The sequence below is a fragment of the Virgibacillus indicus genome, from assembly GCF_002266285.1.
In the GTDB taxonomy this organism is placed as follows: domain Bacteria; phylum Bacillota; class Bacilli; order Bacillales; family Amphibacillaceae; genus Virgibacillus_K; species Virgibacillus_K indicus.
Genome location: NZ_NPMS01000003.1, coordinates 178,188 through 194,508, shown reverse-complemented (window position 1 = coordinate 194,508; position 16,321 = coordinate 178,188). Strand labels below are relative to the sequence as shown.

Here is a 16,321-nt window from a genome sequence, read left to right as displayed (position 1 = left end):
CAGTCATCTGCATAACGTACGAGATAGCCTTCCTTCAGATTAGTACGCTTTTTGGCTAGTGTTTCACCAGTCCTGGATTGAAAAGATTTAGAGAGAGGGAAGAACTCCCACTGTCCTGCAACCCATTGGTCGAGGTCATTCAGCACAATGTTTGCAAGTAAAGTTGATAACAGTCCACCCTGTGGAACACCTTGAAATGGCGTTCCTTCACCATCTATTTCAGCTTTGAGCATTTTGCCAATACAAGCTAGTACCTTTCGGTCTTGGATTCCCATATTCCATAGTTGCTTAATAAGCAATGTATGGTTAATATGGTCAAAGAATCCCTTTATATCAATGTCCACCACAAAATGAAAATGAGCTTGATTGATTAGAGATTGAATTCTTGCCATGGCGTGATGCGCGGAACGTAATGGTCTAAATCCATAACTATGATTATAGAACTGGGCTTCCGCAATCGGTTCGAGTACCTGTTTAAAACATTGTTGAATGATTCGATCTAACATACAAGGGATGCCAAGAGGTCTCCACTTTCCATTATCTTTTTCAATCCATTTTCGCCTAACCTTTTTCGGACAATAGTTTTCTAGCTGGTTTTGGATTTCCATCATGAGTTTTTCTTCGGACCATTTTTTTATATCGCTTATCGTTTTTCTATCCGTTCCAGGTGTCTTAGACCCTTTGTTGGACTTGATAGTACGATAAGCAAGCAAGATATTTTCTCTTGATGTGATAACACCATAGAGATGTGAAAAAGCTTGTTGTTTCAAACTTTTATCATACAAATCCGTAAACGTTTCCGTCATATCGTAGTAATCCCAATATCGCAAAGCTTGCACTGTGGCATCCCTCCTATTGGAGTGATGTTCCCACGTTCCTACCCGACCGGTGCAATGCACATATGGAAAATAACTTTTCAATTCGCTAGACTTGGGGCTGTTCCTCCACTCCCGTTACAGGAGGTTCATCAGTCATACCCCTACCCTCGCAAGGATAAATGCCCTTCGGCATAAGCCTTATAGCAAACGTTTTGGATGACAGTCCTTGTTTCAACGTTCCTTGTTTTCCAAGTCCCTTACAACCTAGCTATCTATACTGAACGTAGGTGTTCCCCTGGAAGCCTGTGAGCTGGATACCGCCTTTGTCCGGTATAGCGTGTTTCATAGGGCGCATTTTTACTGCACACCACTCACCCTATCGTTGGATAGGACATAAGTTTCCCTATGTTCAAACTTTAGACCTGTATATTCGGTTATTCGTCAGTTTCATTCCTCTGAAACCATTCTCACCATATCCAGTTTTTCAGCCGTGCGGCATATCCGTTGGCATACCTTCTTATTAAAAGTGGCTCTAGCCTTCGTTCTGCCGAATCCACCTGTACTTCAAACCCCGTGACCTGTCAGCCACGACGCATGCAGGAGTATTGACGGGATGGTTTTAGGAAACATGGTTCCTTCATTCCCATCCTTAGTTGTAAAGTTAGAATTCATAAATGAATTCCCCGCTTTTCACGCTTAGAAGCGTTTATAGCGGAGCTTGTCGCGCGCGCCCGTTTACGGAATATTGGAAAGTAGGCTTAGCGTGGTTGAGTGATAAAAAGGTGACGAGACCCCTATAAGAACAAAAGCGCAAGCCCCGTTTAGCGGCGTATGGACTGGACTAAGCCGTAGGAGATAAAGGAAACACGATGAGCGTAAGCGATATCGTGCTTGACTTATCGTACGAAGGTATCGGTCAGTCTATTAGCCGCTGGGCGCTGGAGCTGGATGTGGCCAACTCAGTTAATAGCTTTATAGAGCAAAAATTTTATACTTTCTTGTCTTATAAAGAAAAACACATTGAATTGGGGAATTCAATGTGTTTTTCAGCAGCTTCTCAAATGAGAAAGGTACTTTCTTATTATTTAGGCTTAACAGCTTTAAATTCGTCAATAGTTTCAGGGGTATTTTTACCTTCCTTTCCTTGGAAAAGGTCGATATTAACGGTCACATCCATACAGCCAAGGTATTTTCCATTTTTATCACGTACTGCCATGAATTTTTGGTAAATTTGGCCAGATTCACCAGAGCGTTTTGGGAACCAAAATTCCCATTCGTCGCGTGTTCCTGAACGGAAATCATTCAACAATTTTTCAACGTAGTGAGCCACTTTTGGGTGAAGCTCAAGCACAGGGCGACCTATCGCTTCTTTACGGCGAGCATGCACGCGATTTGGATTATTTGAATACCAGCGGAAAATATCGTTAGCATCGCAAAAGCCCATTTCAAATGGCAAAAGTTTGATGATTGAATCCAAAGTGCTTGCTTTAATTGCACCAGTCTCAAAATTAATCACAGCTTCAGGACTAATTAAATCTGACAATTTTTCTTCAGACATCTACAAAACTCCTTTATGAGGATAATATAATATAAACTAGACTCCCCTTGTTATTTGCAGCATGCATCTTCCTTACGAGGTAACCATATTCAGTTACCTCTTTTGTCTATAAAATTATTATTCATCTTCCGGAATGGTATCCCCGCCTTTATAAGCAGGTTTTTTTAAATTAAATACTGCTTTCACACAGAAAACAACTAAGATAACTACCCCTACAATAAAAATGGTGTCTGGAATAGCGCGAACTAGTAGTAAATTCTGTATAATATCCTGCTGCAGAAAATCACTAGTGCGTGATGACCAATAGCCATTCACAAAAGCTTCTTTCAGTTGAATAAATCCAATTGGCATTAGAGCAACAAAGACCATTCCAAACAAACCAATATTCAATAACCAGAAGGAGGCTTTGATCCATTTATCATTCCATTTTTCTGGTTTCACAACATTTCTTAACGAGTATAGAAGTACTGCTATTGCAAACATACCATATACACCCATCATTGCAGCATGCCCATGAGCAGGGGTTAGCTGTTGACCATGTTCAAAATAGTTAACAGCTGGAAGATTGATTAGGAATCCTGTTGCACCAGCCCCAACAATGTTCCATAGTGATGTTGCAATTAAAAACCAGAACGTCATTTTGTATGGGAAATGAACACCACCGGCTTTTAGCATCTTATATTGTTCATAGGCTTCTAATATTAAAAGTGTCAGGGGTATAATTTCTAGCGCACTAAATACCGCACCAACAGCAACCCATATTTCAGGTGAGCCATTATAATAATAGTGATGACCCATTCCCAATACACCTGTGCCAAGCAATAATATAATCTGGAAGTATAGCATCCGAACTACGGAGCTTTTTGTTACTAGCTTCATCGAAACAAGCATATATCCAATAATAACAATGGCGAATACTTCAAAGATCCCTTCTACCCATAAATGGACAACCCACCACCGCCAGAAGTCGGACATCGTAAAACTTCCCTCTGGATTAATAAAGAATGCAAAGATATAAAAGGCTGGCACGGCAATTGATGCATAAAATAGCAAGTGAATTAAACCACCTTTATCCCGTTCCTTTTTCAATCCATTATGAATTCCACGATATAAAATATATAACCATATAGCGAGACCAGCTACCAGTGCATATTGCCATAATCTGCCTAGTTCTAAATATTCCCATCCCTGATGACCTAATAAGAACCATAAGTTTCCAAGATATCCGTTGACACCTAACCATTGACCGATCATGGAACCACAAACGACTATAACCAGTGCCCAAAATAGGATATCTACCAATAATCCCTGACGTTTTGGCTCGATACCGCCAACGTTCGGAGCTAAATAAATTCCCAAACCTAGCCATGCGGTTGCAATCCAAAAAATAGCTAACTGTAAGTGAAACCCTTTTGAAACTCCAAATGGTAATAGATCATAAATCCAATCTATTCCGAAAAATGTATCCGGTTCTGTGTAATAGTGAGCAAGCAATGCGCCAAACATTACTTGTATGAAAAACATAATCACAACTAGCAAGAAAAACTTAGCGGATTTAGCTTGTGAAACAGTTATCTTTTTGTTTTTCAAATCATATTCTGGATAATTACCTTTCGTAAATGCTGGTTGCATCCCAAAATGATATCTATAGAAGAAATACAAAATAACTGCGATAAAGATTGCAAGTACTGTTACACTTACCGCACTCCATAGTATTGCTGAATAAGACATTGTATTTCCAGCATCTTCATAATATGGCCAGTTGTTCGTATAGGTTATTTCATCTCCAATTCGTTCTGTACTTGATAACCATGCTGTCCACCAAAAGAAATGTGAGATTTGTTCCAGTTGATCTCCTTCAGCAACATAGGTACGATCAGTTTCTGGAAGATGTGACTCCTGAATGAGTCCTGCTTCCAATCCCCATCCGTCCCCATTTGTGAAAATATCACGATAATATGCTTCAACTCTTTCAACACCGAATACTTGTGCACCGGTAACATAGAGGGTGTTCTCATCCTTTTTAAACCTATTTTCTCGCATTTCATTAATAACTCGATCATTTATAATTGACTTTTCTGACTCATCTAAATCTATATATTTTGTTCCATAATCTAATTCAGCATAATAATCCTGCATTCCTTCTGTATATACTTTCAATGCCTCGGCGGTATAATCAGGTCCCATATAGGAACCATTTCCAAGCACAGTTCCATAATCCATTAGCCCGTATTTTAGAAAGACTGCCTGCCCTCCTTTAATGGTATCTTCTGTCATGATAACTTCCCTGTCTGGTGTAACTACTTCCATTGGGGTTGGTGCTTGGCCTTTAAAGATCCCATACCCACCAACAATAAGTGCTGTAAAACTAAGTAATAATGTAACAATCACTATCGTTTTTAATAGCCCATTCGTAGTTGTTGCCTTATTATCTTGGGAATTAAGTGAACGATTACTCTTTCTTAGCATTCTAATCACCCTTTCTAATTTATATTTTAAGTAGAAATGAATCTACAAATAAGTAACCACAAAAGGAAGCTTTGCAATAGCCATCCTTTACCATAACTATCCAACAGTTCCTTATATAATTCTGTGATTTCCGTCACGTTTTTCTAATGAATACGGTTACCCAGTTATTAATGTCATTTATTGTTCACAAAAACAAATAGTTTCTTAAAATTAGAAAATAGATATTCAGCAAGAAAGATTATTGGAACTTTATTTATCAAAGAATAAGATGTGATCATACTTTAACGAAAGTTGTCTTTATAAGAAAAACGATTAACATATTAACTTTTAAGTTCATGTTCATTCATGGGCTTTTTTGCGTTTAGTCTTATCACTAAAGAAAATTTCTTTCTTACAAAACTGTAAGATAGGTGTCATCTAGATAGATGGATAAGAAATAGCTTTTTTCCTATAATGAAATCTACAGCAAGGACATCCAATAATTATTAAGGGAGTGAGTTGAACATGAAAAAAGCCATTGAAATCATTACATCTGTTATCGGAGTTTTGGTAGATGGCAAACGGGTGGCAAACCAATTAAATCAATTTAATTAAGAAAAAATCACTCATTCAGCTATTAACTAGAATGATTCATATAAATTATTGAATAAGGAGCTTGAATAAAATGAAAAAATTACTAAGTGTATGCTTAACGGCCGTTTTTGCAGGATCGTTGATGACGAGGTGCAGTGCTATAACAGAGATGTTTGAAAAAGCAAATGGAGTGATCTTATATGGAGACCACAATCAGGTTGCAGAAGTATTTGAACAAGAAAAGGATGATCTAAAAGAAAAAAATGAATATAAATTTAAAATAGCGACAGATCATGGTCAACAAATTTTAATTTTTAATGAAACTACGGCAAAGGCTCTTGTTGAAAAAGAATTGTTTAATGAAGTCGTAAAGGGTGACGAATCAGAACCAATTTCATCATTACCAGAATTGAAGGATAAAAGTATTCTTTTTACCAAACAAGATGATGTAAACAAGGTTACAATTGATGGACAGCCATTATCAGTATCAAATGAGGGGAATATCGTAATGGGAGAGCTTATGGGGACATGTTCTTAGTCGTAAGTGATGATAAATGGTCTGCTTTGAAAGGAAAAGAAAAAGCTATGGGTGTTATAGAATATGATAAAGACCCAGCTGAAAAATTACCAGAATTCGAAGTTGAAAAAAGTTCAGCTTATCACAATAAATGACTAAAATAGGGAAGGTTCTATTTCATTTAGATAGACCCTTTTTTCCATTAAATGTTGCTTTGTAAAAGTTTGATTAAAAATACCTCATAAGTCGGCATTTTACGATAAAAAGAATCCATTTTGAAACAAAATGAATTTTCACCTAGAATATTTAAGTTCTGTTTTATAAAAAAGTTTGATCATTTTCTACCTGTTTTGCTCTACAAACTTTACTTTTTAAACAATCGTCAGCAATAGGTAAGCGTTTGATGTAATCTCCGGCTTTTCCCCTGCTCCACACCAAGGACGTGCTAATTTCCCAGCATCCGGCGCTCCATCTAACAAGATGTACTATGATGATAAGTTACTCGTTGCCTTCAAACAAATAGGCCACATCCAAATACCTTTTGTTTAAAAGCTCGCACTGTGTAAAATCACACATTCCTACCCGATCGGTGCGATGCACGCTTATAAAACCACCGTTCCATTCGCTAGACTTGGGGCTATTCCTCCACTTCCATTACAGAAGATTCTTTGGTCATACCCCTACCCTCACAAGGATAAATGCTTTTCGGTATATACCTTATAGCAAACGTTTCGAGTGACAGCTCTTGTTCCAACGTTCCTTGCTTTCCAAGTCCCTTACAACGTAGCTATCTGTACTGAACGTAGGTGCTTTCTTTAAGCCTGTGAGCATGATACCGCCATTGTTCGGTATAGCGTATTTCAGAGGGCCAAGTTTTACTCTACACCACTCACCCCAACGTTAGTTGGGACATAGCTTTATACTATGTTCAATCTTTAGACCCTTAATTTCGGAAGTTTGTCAGTCCGCTCCAATTGGAACATTCTCACCATATCTAGTTTTTCAGCCATCCGGCATATTAGTTAACATACCTTTTCCGTTGGAATGGCTTTAGCCTTCCTTCTGCCGACTCTACCTTTGCTTCGAACCCCATGAACTGTCATTCATGACGCACGCAGGAATCTTGATGGGATTGTTTCAGGAAACTTGGTTCCATCATTCCAATCCTCCGTTGTAAAGTTGAAATTTAACTCGTAAACTTCCTGCCTTTCGCATTAAATACGCTTATAGCAGAACTTGTCGCGCTGGCCCGATTGTTGAATTGTCGCAATCCAGCTTATCAGCGTCAAAGTAATTGTATCAAACTTTATTATAAATTATCGATCTTTATTTCAAATTATCAATCTTTATTATAAATTATCATCTGGAAGATGGTTCGGCATCAATAACGAGCTCAACAATACGATTGGGTGTGATAGTAGAATAAAACTTAAATTTTCAAACGACTTTATTGTCATATTTTTAAGTACAATGAAGTATCTTACATCAATGGTTAAACAACTTATTTTAACCCCGTCCTATGAACGGGGTTATGCTTATTTTGAGTTTTTAATATTAAATAACTTTATTGTCACTTTACATTTATTTATTTACTTTCTTAAAGAGGCGTTGGAGAATAATACCTGAATAAAAGGATAGTTATTTTTCGACACCCATCTTTCGCAATTTAATTTTTTGAAAATGAACTACCTATCTGTTAATGGAATATCATCATAATCTTCAACATCCAAGTCATAGACCTCATCTGTTGCCAGGCTATTAAATATACCGTATAGTCCAGTTTCAATTCCCTTAATCAACTGCCCCATTTTCTTTTGGCCAAAGTTCTGTGTTTGGCCAGTTACTTCAAATATAACAGCACCACTACCATTTAAAGCAAAAGACCCGAGAGCTGTACCTGGTAAATCCAAGTCTTGCGGGTACAGTGAAATATTCCCAAATGGTGAATTACCCATTTGCTGCAGGGCATCGTATGCAGCAACATTTAATTGCTTAGAAAAGTCAACATTATAATCATCCGCATATTCTTGATATTTTTCGCCCTCTGGTGTATCAGGGTGCGGTACAAATACGCCAGATAAAGATAATGTAACCGGATCATCCGTTCCTTCAATGACATATTCACCTTGGTGATGTAAATCCATAAATACATCCACAGTACCAAATTGATTTTGCAAATCTTTATAGACATCTCGAACGGTTTGGGCTTCTGGTGTAATAAACCATCCCGGTTCTGAAGAATTATTTGGGAAATCCTCTGGTTGTGGTACATAATCTAGGTCAGGGTTAAAGTCACGATTCACATCAAAACCCGGATTAGAGGTATAATCCCAATACTGGTTGGTGTACGTATAATAATTCCAAGATGGTGCTACACCCTCCAATTGCGGGAATTGCTGTAATACCTCCTCCCATGTCATTTCATTTCCTCGACGATTTAATTCGGTTGCATCTGGATTAATCATTGGCATTGCCACAATAGTGAGTTCCTCTCTTAGCTGTCTCATTTCGGGAGAGTTATTTTTGCCAATCCTTTTAATTATATTTATCAATGCCTTTGTTCCAGCTTTTTCATTTCCATGAATTTCGCTTTGGATTAACACAACTTTATCACCTGAACCTATTGTTGCCTTATAAATTTCGCGGCCATGATTTGAATAACCTGCTACATTCACTTCAACGTTACCATTACTTGTTTGCTCAATTTGTTTAAGTGTTCTGGTTAGTTCAACATGACTGATAAAACCTGAAATAGGTGGTTTTTTAATTTCTGACGCATCTGAAACAACTGGTGAATCAACTATAGGATTTAACATACCTGCACCTAATAAAATTGCCCCACTTAACAGTGCAAACTTTCCTCTGCCCTTCATCATAACGCCTCCATAAATTTATTTATATATAAAACTATTCTTTTAATTATACCGTTTTCCTGCAGATAATTTAAAAATGAATCTAACGTACTCTACAGTTTTTGACATATCGAAACTTCTTCCCTAACAACTCTTCAAATATTAGGTTTATGGAACCTATATGAAAGCACTAGTTATTGTTGCTGTTAACTTACTTAACAGGTCATAAATGCAATATAAAAACACTACATAGATCAATTACCATGCAGTGTTTTTATAAAACTATTATTATTTATACATTCCCAAGCAAAAGGACAGTGCCCACATAATCTGGATGGTTCAGCCTGGAATAGTTTTAATGTTTCGTCTGTAAATATTTCTAGCAGCTCCAATTTGTTATTAATTTCATTTGCGGTAGTTAAAGCCCATTGCCTTGCTTGATCCATATCTTCATAGGTAAATATATTACTGCTTCTTTTCCTAAATCGAAGAAAGAAATAACTACCTTCCACAAAATCCAATCCCTTTAATTGGCTAATTACCCAACTATAAAGTGCCACTTGTCTACTGTCCAATACATCATATGGAATACGGTTTGTCTTCCAATCGGTAATTGAACCATTTGGCTGGTACAGATCAATATAACCTTGGATTAATGGAACATCTTTTTCCGTAGATAATGGGAGTTTAAAGTAAATCTCTGTTTCGCCCATGTTTGGATGAATAGGTGCTTTATTTACTAAAGCAGAAATATCATCCTGATTAATGTCTTCATGAAAATCTGCTTCAGCATATCCATTTAAAACGGCTTCATCATGTGGTACCCCTTTGATTTTATCTTCAATTGCCTTATGAACAGCTTTTCCTAATGCCAATGGCTGTGTTACCGGTTCCTGTTTTCCAAGAATGTACTTGTTGTAGAATCGATAAGGACACTGCTCGTAAAGATTTAATCGAGAAAAAGAAAATATCATTATTTCACCTCTTTTAAAAGACATTTCAAGCATTCAACCATTAAAAAAGGGAGATAGCCCTATGCTCTCTCCCTCTTAATAGCTTTTAAGATTTTAAAACGGTAAATCACTATCATCAATATCCATAGGCTGAGTCTGTCCAACGTAAGAATTTGCATGTGAATTGTTGGATGGTTGTTGGTCAGTGCTTCGTTGACTTGTTCCTGAACCATTATTTCTTGTATCCAGGAATTGCACGTTATCAGCAACTACTTCAGTAATAAAAACCTTCCTCCCATCCTGTCCTTCAAATGAACGGGTTTGAATACGTCCTGTCACACCAACCTGAGAACCTTTCCCACAGTATTGAGCAGTATTTTCAGCAGGTTTTCTCCATACCTGAACGCGAATAAAATCTGCCTCTTGCACATTTTCCTTATTTGTAAATGGGCGGTTAACTGCCAGTGTAAAATCAGCAACCGCAACTCCATTTTGTGTATACTTCATTTCTACATCCTTCGTCATTCTTCCAATTAATTGTACGTTATTCACTGTTCATACACTCTCCTTATTATTGATTTTATATTTTCAGCTTGTTATACTTAATCAAGCTAAATGATTTTGTGTAGCACGTTCCTTATTGGGATGTGCCTTTTTATTTTCTCTATAAAAGTAATCTGCGAAAATTACATAAACGAGTAGGTTTTCAATTTCAAAATCCATCGTTTTAATACATGCCTTCCATGCAGCACGCCCTATTTCCATACCTTCTATTGCCCATTCCTTCCGAGCATATTCAGGTTTTAGGAACTCATCCTGAATCATTTCATACATGTTTGGTACCGTTGAATCCCAACATCTTTTGATAAACCAAATCAGTAATTCTTTCCGTCTTTCCAGTTGGTTTTCTAAATGGGCAATGCACATGAAAAGCGCATAATTTCTAACCAACTCTTTCTTCACATAATTTTCCCAGTCCTGAAATACTTCATCTTTCTTCTCTTGGAACTCTTTGAATGACTTTCTTTTATACTCTTTCCAGCCGATTTTCTCCAATTGGTATGGATCCAGTCCAAATGCTGGGTGAATTGGTGTTTGACACTTACCAAAGTATTTCTGTTTTACTTCGGTAAATGACCTTCCACTTAATTTCGCTTCAAAATCCAACACCCCACCTGATTCTGCACAATACCAACACTTGTACAATTGATAATCTATATTCAGGGAAAGATAGAACTTCTTTCTCTTATTTGAGTCTTCTTTACAAAAGGGACATTTAGCTAAAGATTCCTTTTTGCCATAAGTTTTGGGATTAAATTGCAAGTCATATGCTAAAGCAACATCCAATATGTTAGGCAACATTTTAAACTACCCTGCTTGTTGGCTAGGTTCAATTATATCGACAAGAAAAAGAAAGCCATTTTCCTTATTTAATGCTAGGGAAACAGTGCTTGCCTGCTTGAGTCCTTTAGCTTTTTGGACTGCATCATCGCCGCGTGCGATTATTAGAACCGAATTTCCTTCAATTGTTCCAGCAATCTTAGCGAATTTGCCTGATGCTTTTTCTCCAAATTCCACTTTTTGAATCATTACCTCATAAACTTGACCACTAGAACCCTTTGACGATTCTTCTCTTGTTTTTCCCTGTTGGGGGTTCGCTTTATTCTGGTGTTCATTGGTAGAATTAGATTCTTCTGATTGAATCCCTTTCAGGAAATTAAAATCATTTTCTTGATAGATTGCCAGATTCAAGGTTGCCCCTTTTGGAACCTGTTTTAATGAATCAATGAGATTATCCTGTTTGACCAAAACATTTACTGTTTCAGCAGAGTTTTCACCTTGAACCTTAAGCAAACCGTATGGGACATTTTTAGAACTTGTTTTTACTTCAAATCCTTTGACAATTACATTTTTCATAGTTGTAACTGCGTCATTTTCAACCCGTTCATCAGTCCCAGCTAATTGGCTCTCACTTTGATTTTGGGGTTGTTGAACAGACTCATCGAATGGAGTTGCTTCCACATTTTCAATCGATTCACTCATCCCCATTTCTTCCTGTGTATGCAATCCACCAAGAGGAAACTGGCGACGTAAAACGAAAACTTCGGCAATCTTCACGATCATTGAACTTGGAAGGGTATCCCATACATTTGGATTGCCATATTTAGAATTCAGCTTTCCACTGTTTGCATTGAAATACTCTGCAAAGTCCACAAACACAGCAACAGCATTATGATTTTTATGCTGCATTATCGCATAAGCACCAAGTATTTTTCCTCGCTTGGTTCCAAATCTGTGTTTGACTGTACCTTCTGCAGGAAGAAATTCAAATTCATCGCCCTCTTTAACCACATTCGCATTCGGTGGTCCGACATATCCTGGTTGGCGAGTGGCTACACGCAACAATCCATCCCTCGTGGTTACGAATTGCGTTTTTGCACCACGTTTCGTTTCATATCTTTGAAAAACAATATCTCCCAACAATGGATTTAATCCAAATTGCTCACAGACTTCAACGAAGTGTTGTGCTTCGTCCTGTGTTCCATTGGCTGGTTCGATAAATCTGTTCCAGATCAAGGACTTTTCATTGTTTGAAAAATTAATTGCCTTTTCCATTCTTCACTATCCTCTCCTTTAAATTTTTTCCACGAAAAAAACCGATGACTCATAAAAAAACCATCGGTATTTTAGTGGATGCTAATTCAACAAGAAAAATTTTGTTAAACCATGGCATCACTCCTTTCAAATTTAAAATACAAAAAAGCCAACAAATTCCACTTGGGAATCCATTGGCTTTTAATAATCTTGAGTATAAAACTGGCTTGGCCTAGTCTCTTTTAGTGAAACACACCGTTCCATATCTCTAAAAATGAATCCAGAGTTTTGGATAGTTGTTTTTGTCTAAACAAAAACTTTTGTGTCGGGTCTCCTTCATAAACGAAGGTGTAACGACTTTCACCAATAAGATGACTAAATGTCTTTAAATACTTGTTGACAGAATAGCAAATCTTTTAACGGGTGTCAAGAACATCACTCTGCAAATTCGCTAATCAGGAAGCTGGCAGGCTTATACACACTTTCCCGTCTCCATCCCCATTAAACGATTTGGATCTTGTTTTGGTCCACCAGCAGCTTCATAAAATGCTTGTGCTCCTGGTTGTATATCAAAGTCACCACAGTCACGTCCGGTCCAGTTAAATCATATTTTAATTCTCCAGAATATGGTGCATCTCCTTGATGATCCTCGTCATTTCCAATATCATTTGATTGTCAATCATAGTAGAGAAAGCCATCCTTCGTAACATATCCTTCCATGCTCCAAATACCCTTTTCAGCATTAGGGGCTTACTCACCCACCATACCGTCATTATCATTATCGCGCATATAGGGATATAACCAATGATCACTCGTTATTGGCATACTATAACCTGCTTCTTTTGCTTCTTTAATCGTCACCTGTCCATTACCGTTTGTATCAACACTAGAAATATCACCGTTTGTGTTTGAACTAGTCGAATCGGATGGCTCACTATCTGTTATACCGAGTGATGCGTTTACTTCATCAGGGTTCACATTGTCAAATGTATCAACGATCTCGTTACCCATTAAAGTATAGGTATACTGATAACTTGAAGGAATCTGCGTTTCCGTATTCGAATATGTGATAATTGCTTCAAAATTAGTGGCTCCACCAGCGCTACGGATCGCGTCTTCCATATAAGCTTGATCACCATGTCGGTTGAGAGTACTTTCTTGTGGGGTAATATTATAAGCATTCGATACCCCTCCGAGAGAATCAGCAATGATATGTCCTTCATCTAAAACGTCACTTTCGACGCCAGGAACCTTTGCCTCATCAGAATAGTATCTGCCAGACGATAAAACAGGTTCGTTACTGTCATCTTGTAGAATGATTTCGTCAGCAATGACACGTACTAGTTGTCCGTGCTCATTAGTAAATGCCCAATATTCACGGTCCCCATATCCAATGTCAACGACAACGTTAGGTTCACGGTAACCAGACAAATCACCACCATCAACTTCAATAAGTTCGTATCCTGAGAACAGTTCATTATTTGGTTGGGTTTGTGTTTCCTCCGCAACTGGAGCACTCGGAGTTTCCTCTACTACTGGTTCATCTACAACCGTAGTGACAGTTTCTTCTTTTTCATTATTTTTATTTGTTTCAACTGCGGTTACTTCTTGTGAATCTGTTTCTACATCTGTATTGGATGTATCTTCTACGTTGGTACAACCAACCATAAAGATGATCGTTAAAAGTAAGATTAAACAGTTCATTTTCTTTTTCATTTTTGGACTCTCCTATAATAGTTTCATATTGTTCATTCTAAAAATCTCTGAATGTTAACATAGATTAACATTACTACTATTAAAATAATCAAAAGAAAGAGTAAAAAAGGACCCATTAGTTCTTCTACCTGCCTCCTTCATTATCCATTACTTTAACAGTTGAATTTTACCACATAAAACAACTTCAATAGCATTTTCCAGAACAATTCGTCATAATTTATTAAAAAATGTAAGTTTCCTTTGATGAGAGCAATTCAGAAGCTATATAATGAAGTGAAGAAATTAATGGTTTTCTAGCATTTTATAAAGACGAGTCATCATTAGAAAAATTGGAATTAGCAAATACCAATTGCTTTGAGAATCCCCCTCAAGAAATGGCTAGTATTTAATCCACCATTACAGTTAATGGTCTCTTGTATTCCTGCTAAAAATGTGTATTTTACACACAATTAATTATGCCTCTTTAACAAATTCTCCGTTATCATCTAAAAAGTAAAACAGATTTTGAATACTACATTTCTTGTGAAGCAACTCTTCATCAGTTGTCATTCGGATTTTTTTATTTTTTATATGAACCTTTAGCGATTGCAGATGCTTGAGGGATTCCGTGATTACGATAATCCGGTCTGAAAAGCTTTTATTTTGCCATTTCAAAAACATTAATAGATCATTTATATCCCCACGTGTCACATAAACGAACAATGGATTCTTTTTATATTTCATAACACCTATAAATGGTTCGGGGGCTGGTATTATTGCTGAATCAGGAAAATGATGATACAGTTCGAAAAACAAAATACGTTTTAAAACATCCTGTATCCGATATTCGACCCAATAGTTGATTTTAAAACCATGTGCATCCGCAATGATTGCACCTACTGTTCCCAGCGAATAGATAGGAATAATCATTTTATCCAGTGTCATTTCATGGCGGACCAGTTTTTGTTCCCTGACCATTTTACGCAATCGTTTTTTATCTAAGGCAAATAATCGGGAGAGTTGCCTTCCCCCGATTATGCCTACCGCTGCTAAAGCCTTTAAAGCTTTGTTTTCTTTCGGTGATTCTCCATTAATATAAGCTGGTCTGTTTAAATTAGAGGGTATACGTCTCCAATTCAGTTGCCAATCATTAGATAAAGAAAATGGGCTGGACATATTTCTCACTCCTACATGACACGGATAATGCGGGTACGCACTTGCTCATCTTTAACGTTAATATTCTGTACCCTTACCAATACCCGGTCACCTTTTTTGACATTTTGGAACTTCAAATGACTAGCCAATGAATCGACACCTGGTTCCAGATTCACAAAGACACCGTATTCTCGTACGCCAGAAACTACTCCGACATATTCTCCACCTTTTTGATAGCGTTTTGTGCAATCCGGCCAAGGATTTTCCTGTGCTGCCTTTGCACTCACCTTCACTTTTTTAGCTTCTTTATCAATAGATATTACTTTTACTTTTAGTACATCCCCAGTACTAAATTCATCATGTAAATTATCAATCCAGCCATAACGAACATCCTCAATTGGAATGACTGCTTCAATTCCACCGATATCAGCCCGTAAAATATGTTGACCTACATGGTGGATGACCGCTGGGATATGGTCTCCCTCTTCTATTTTTCTTAAAGTAATGTCCGCCATTTGTTCCAAAGCTTCCAAACGAGATCCAGTAAATATCTCCGCTTCCCTGTCATAGTTGACCACTTTGAACGCTACAGTTTGCCCTGTCATGGCTCGTAATTGTCTAAGGTTATCTGCTCCGGCAAATTCCATTGGTATTAAACCACGGATGGTACCTACTGTTACAATCGCACATATTTTTTCATTTTCCTTCGTCCCGAAATTTTCAATCCCAGTAATGGGGGCTTGTAAGATTTTTTTGTTCTGGTATGCCCCATATACTTTTCTCCAGTCTTCACTCGCATGTTCTATCTCTTGATCTACCATTTTTGTTGGATCAAAACCCTCAATTAATATAGTATTTTCTTCTAACATAAGTCATCTCTCCTTTTTAATATTCAAGTGATCTTGCACAAATACCCGAAATTACATCATTTTTGATGTATCGTACCCCATTTGCTTTAGTAACCCTAATATCTCTAAGAAATGTTTCTCTTGAATTTCAATTACTATATCTTTCATATATGGATTTCCAGCTTCATCACCAGTTGTATAAGGATTACTTTCTCCTTTTTCCAACTCTGGAATATACATTTTTGTAGCCAATAATTTAAAATTAAACAAACTTGTTTTCATGTATCA

Annotated in this window: 12 protein-coding genes and 2 pseudogenes; 2 read left to right on the top strand and 12 right to left on the bottom strand. The window is 37.3% G+C overall.

Annotated elements, in window-relative coordinates; translation table 11 throughout:
* Positions 1–2: 2 nt before the first annotated feature.
* The 3 genes and pseudogenes from CIL03_RS08540 to CIL03_RS08530 form a co-directional block, all read right to left on the bottom strand.
* A pseudogene (locus tag CIL03_RS08540) lies at positions 3–839 on the bottom strand (reverse transcriptase domain-containing protein); the annotation flags it as partial.
* A gap of 1,060 nt (positions 840–1,899) precedes the next feature.
* Positions 1,900–2,376 carry a PAS domain-containing protein gene (locus CIL03_RS08535; protein ID WP_094885410.1) on the bottom strand — a complete coding sequence of 159 codons (477 nt, stop codon included), beginning with the start codon at positions 2,374–2,376 and terminating at the stop codon, positions 1,900–1,902.
* A gap of 117 nt (positions 2,377–2,493) precedes the next feature.
* Entirely contained in the window at positions 2,494–4,845 is a 2,352-nt protein-coding gene (locus tag CIL03_RS08530; protein ID WP_094885409.1) for a nitric-oxide reductase large subunit, read from the bottom strand.
* Between the two features lie 664 nt (positions 4,846–5,509).
* On the opposite strand from CIL03_RS08530, the pseudogene CIL03_RS08525 reads away from it, so the two are divergent.
* A pseudogene (locus CIL03_RS08525) lies at positions 5,510–6,090 on the top strand (lipoprotein BA_5634 family protein).
* 1,530 nt (positions 6,091–7,620) lie between these two features.
* On the opposite strand, the gene CIL03_RS08520 reads toward CIL03_RS08525, so the two are convergent.
* From CIL03_RS08520 to CIL03_RS08500, 5 genes are all read right to left on the bottom strand, one after another.
* Positions 7,621–8,808, bottom strand: coding sequence for a M14 family zinc carboxypeptidase (locus tag CIL03_RS08520; RefSeq protein ID WP_094885407.1), 1,188 nt, complete (start codon positions 8,806–8,808; stop codon positions 7,621–7,623).
* A 233-nt stretch (positions 8,809–9,041) separates the two neighbouring features.
* Entirely contained in the window at positions 9,042–9,761 is a 720-nt protein-coding gene (locus CIL03_RS08515; protein ID WP_094885406.1) for a PD-(D/E)XK nuclease family protein, read from the bottom strand.
* A gap of 93 nt (positions 9,762–9,854) precedes the next feature.
* Entirely contained in the window at positions 9,855–10,265 is a 411-nt protein-coding gene (gene ssb / locus CIL03_RS08510; protein WP_094885607.1) for a single-stranded DNA-binding protein, read from the bottom strand.
* An 81-nt stretch (positions 10,266–10,346) separates the two neighbouring features.
* Entirely contained in the window at positions 10,347–11,102 is a 756-nt protein-coding gene (locus CIL03_RS08505) for a hypothetical protein (RefSeq protein ID WP_094885405.1), read from the bottom strand.
* Between the two features lie 6 nt (positions 11,103–11,108).
* A complete protein-coding gene (locus CIL03_RS08500) occupies positions 11,109–12,356 on the bottom strand; it encodes a RecT family recombinase (RefSeq protein ID WP_094885404.1) in 1,248 nt (415 codons plus the stop codon).
* 44 nt (positions 12,357–12,400) lie between these two features.
* On the opposite strand from CIL03_RS08500, the gene CIL03_RS19815 reads away from it, so the two are divergent.
* Complete coding sequence (locus tag CIL03_RS19815; protein ID WP_165767920.1) at positions 12,401–12,571, top strand: hypothetical protein; 171 nt, start codon at positions 12,401–12,403, stop codon at positions 12,569–12,571.
* A gap of 514 nt (positions 12,572–13,085) precedes the next feature.
* Here CIL03_RS19815 and CIL03_RS08495 read toward each other — a convergent pair.
* From CIL03_RS08495 to CIL03_RS08480, 4 genes are all read right to left on the bottom strand, one after another.
* Positions 13,086–14,051 (bottom strand): DNA/RNA non-specific endonuclease, encoded by a 966-nt coding sequence (locus CIL03_RS08495; RefSeq protein ID WP_094885403.1) that lies wholly within the window; start codon positions 14,049–14,051, stop codon positions 13,086–13,088.
* 453 nt (positions 14,052–14,504) lie between these two features.
* Positions 14,505–15,206 (bottom strand): hypothetical protein, encoded by a 702-nt coding sequence (locus CIL03_RS08490; protein WP_094885402.1) that lies wholly within the window; start codon positions 15,204–15,206, stop codon positions 14,505–14,507.
* 11 nt (positions 15,207–15,217) lie between these two features.
* A complete protein-coding gene (locus CIL03_RS08485; protein ID WP_094885401.1) occupies positions 15,218–16,054 on the bottom strand; it encodes a S1 RNA-binding domain-containing protein in 837 nt (278 codons plus the stop codon).
* A gap of 51 nt (positions 16,055–16,105) precedes the next feature.
* Positions 16,106–16,315: a hypothetical protein gene (locus tag CIL03_RS08480; protein WP_094885400.1), complete on the bottom strand. Its 210-nt coding sequence runs from the start codon at positions 16,313–16,315 to the stop codon at positions 16,106–16,108.
* Positions 16,316–16,321: the final 6 nt, after the last annotated feature.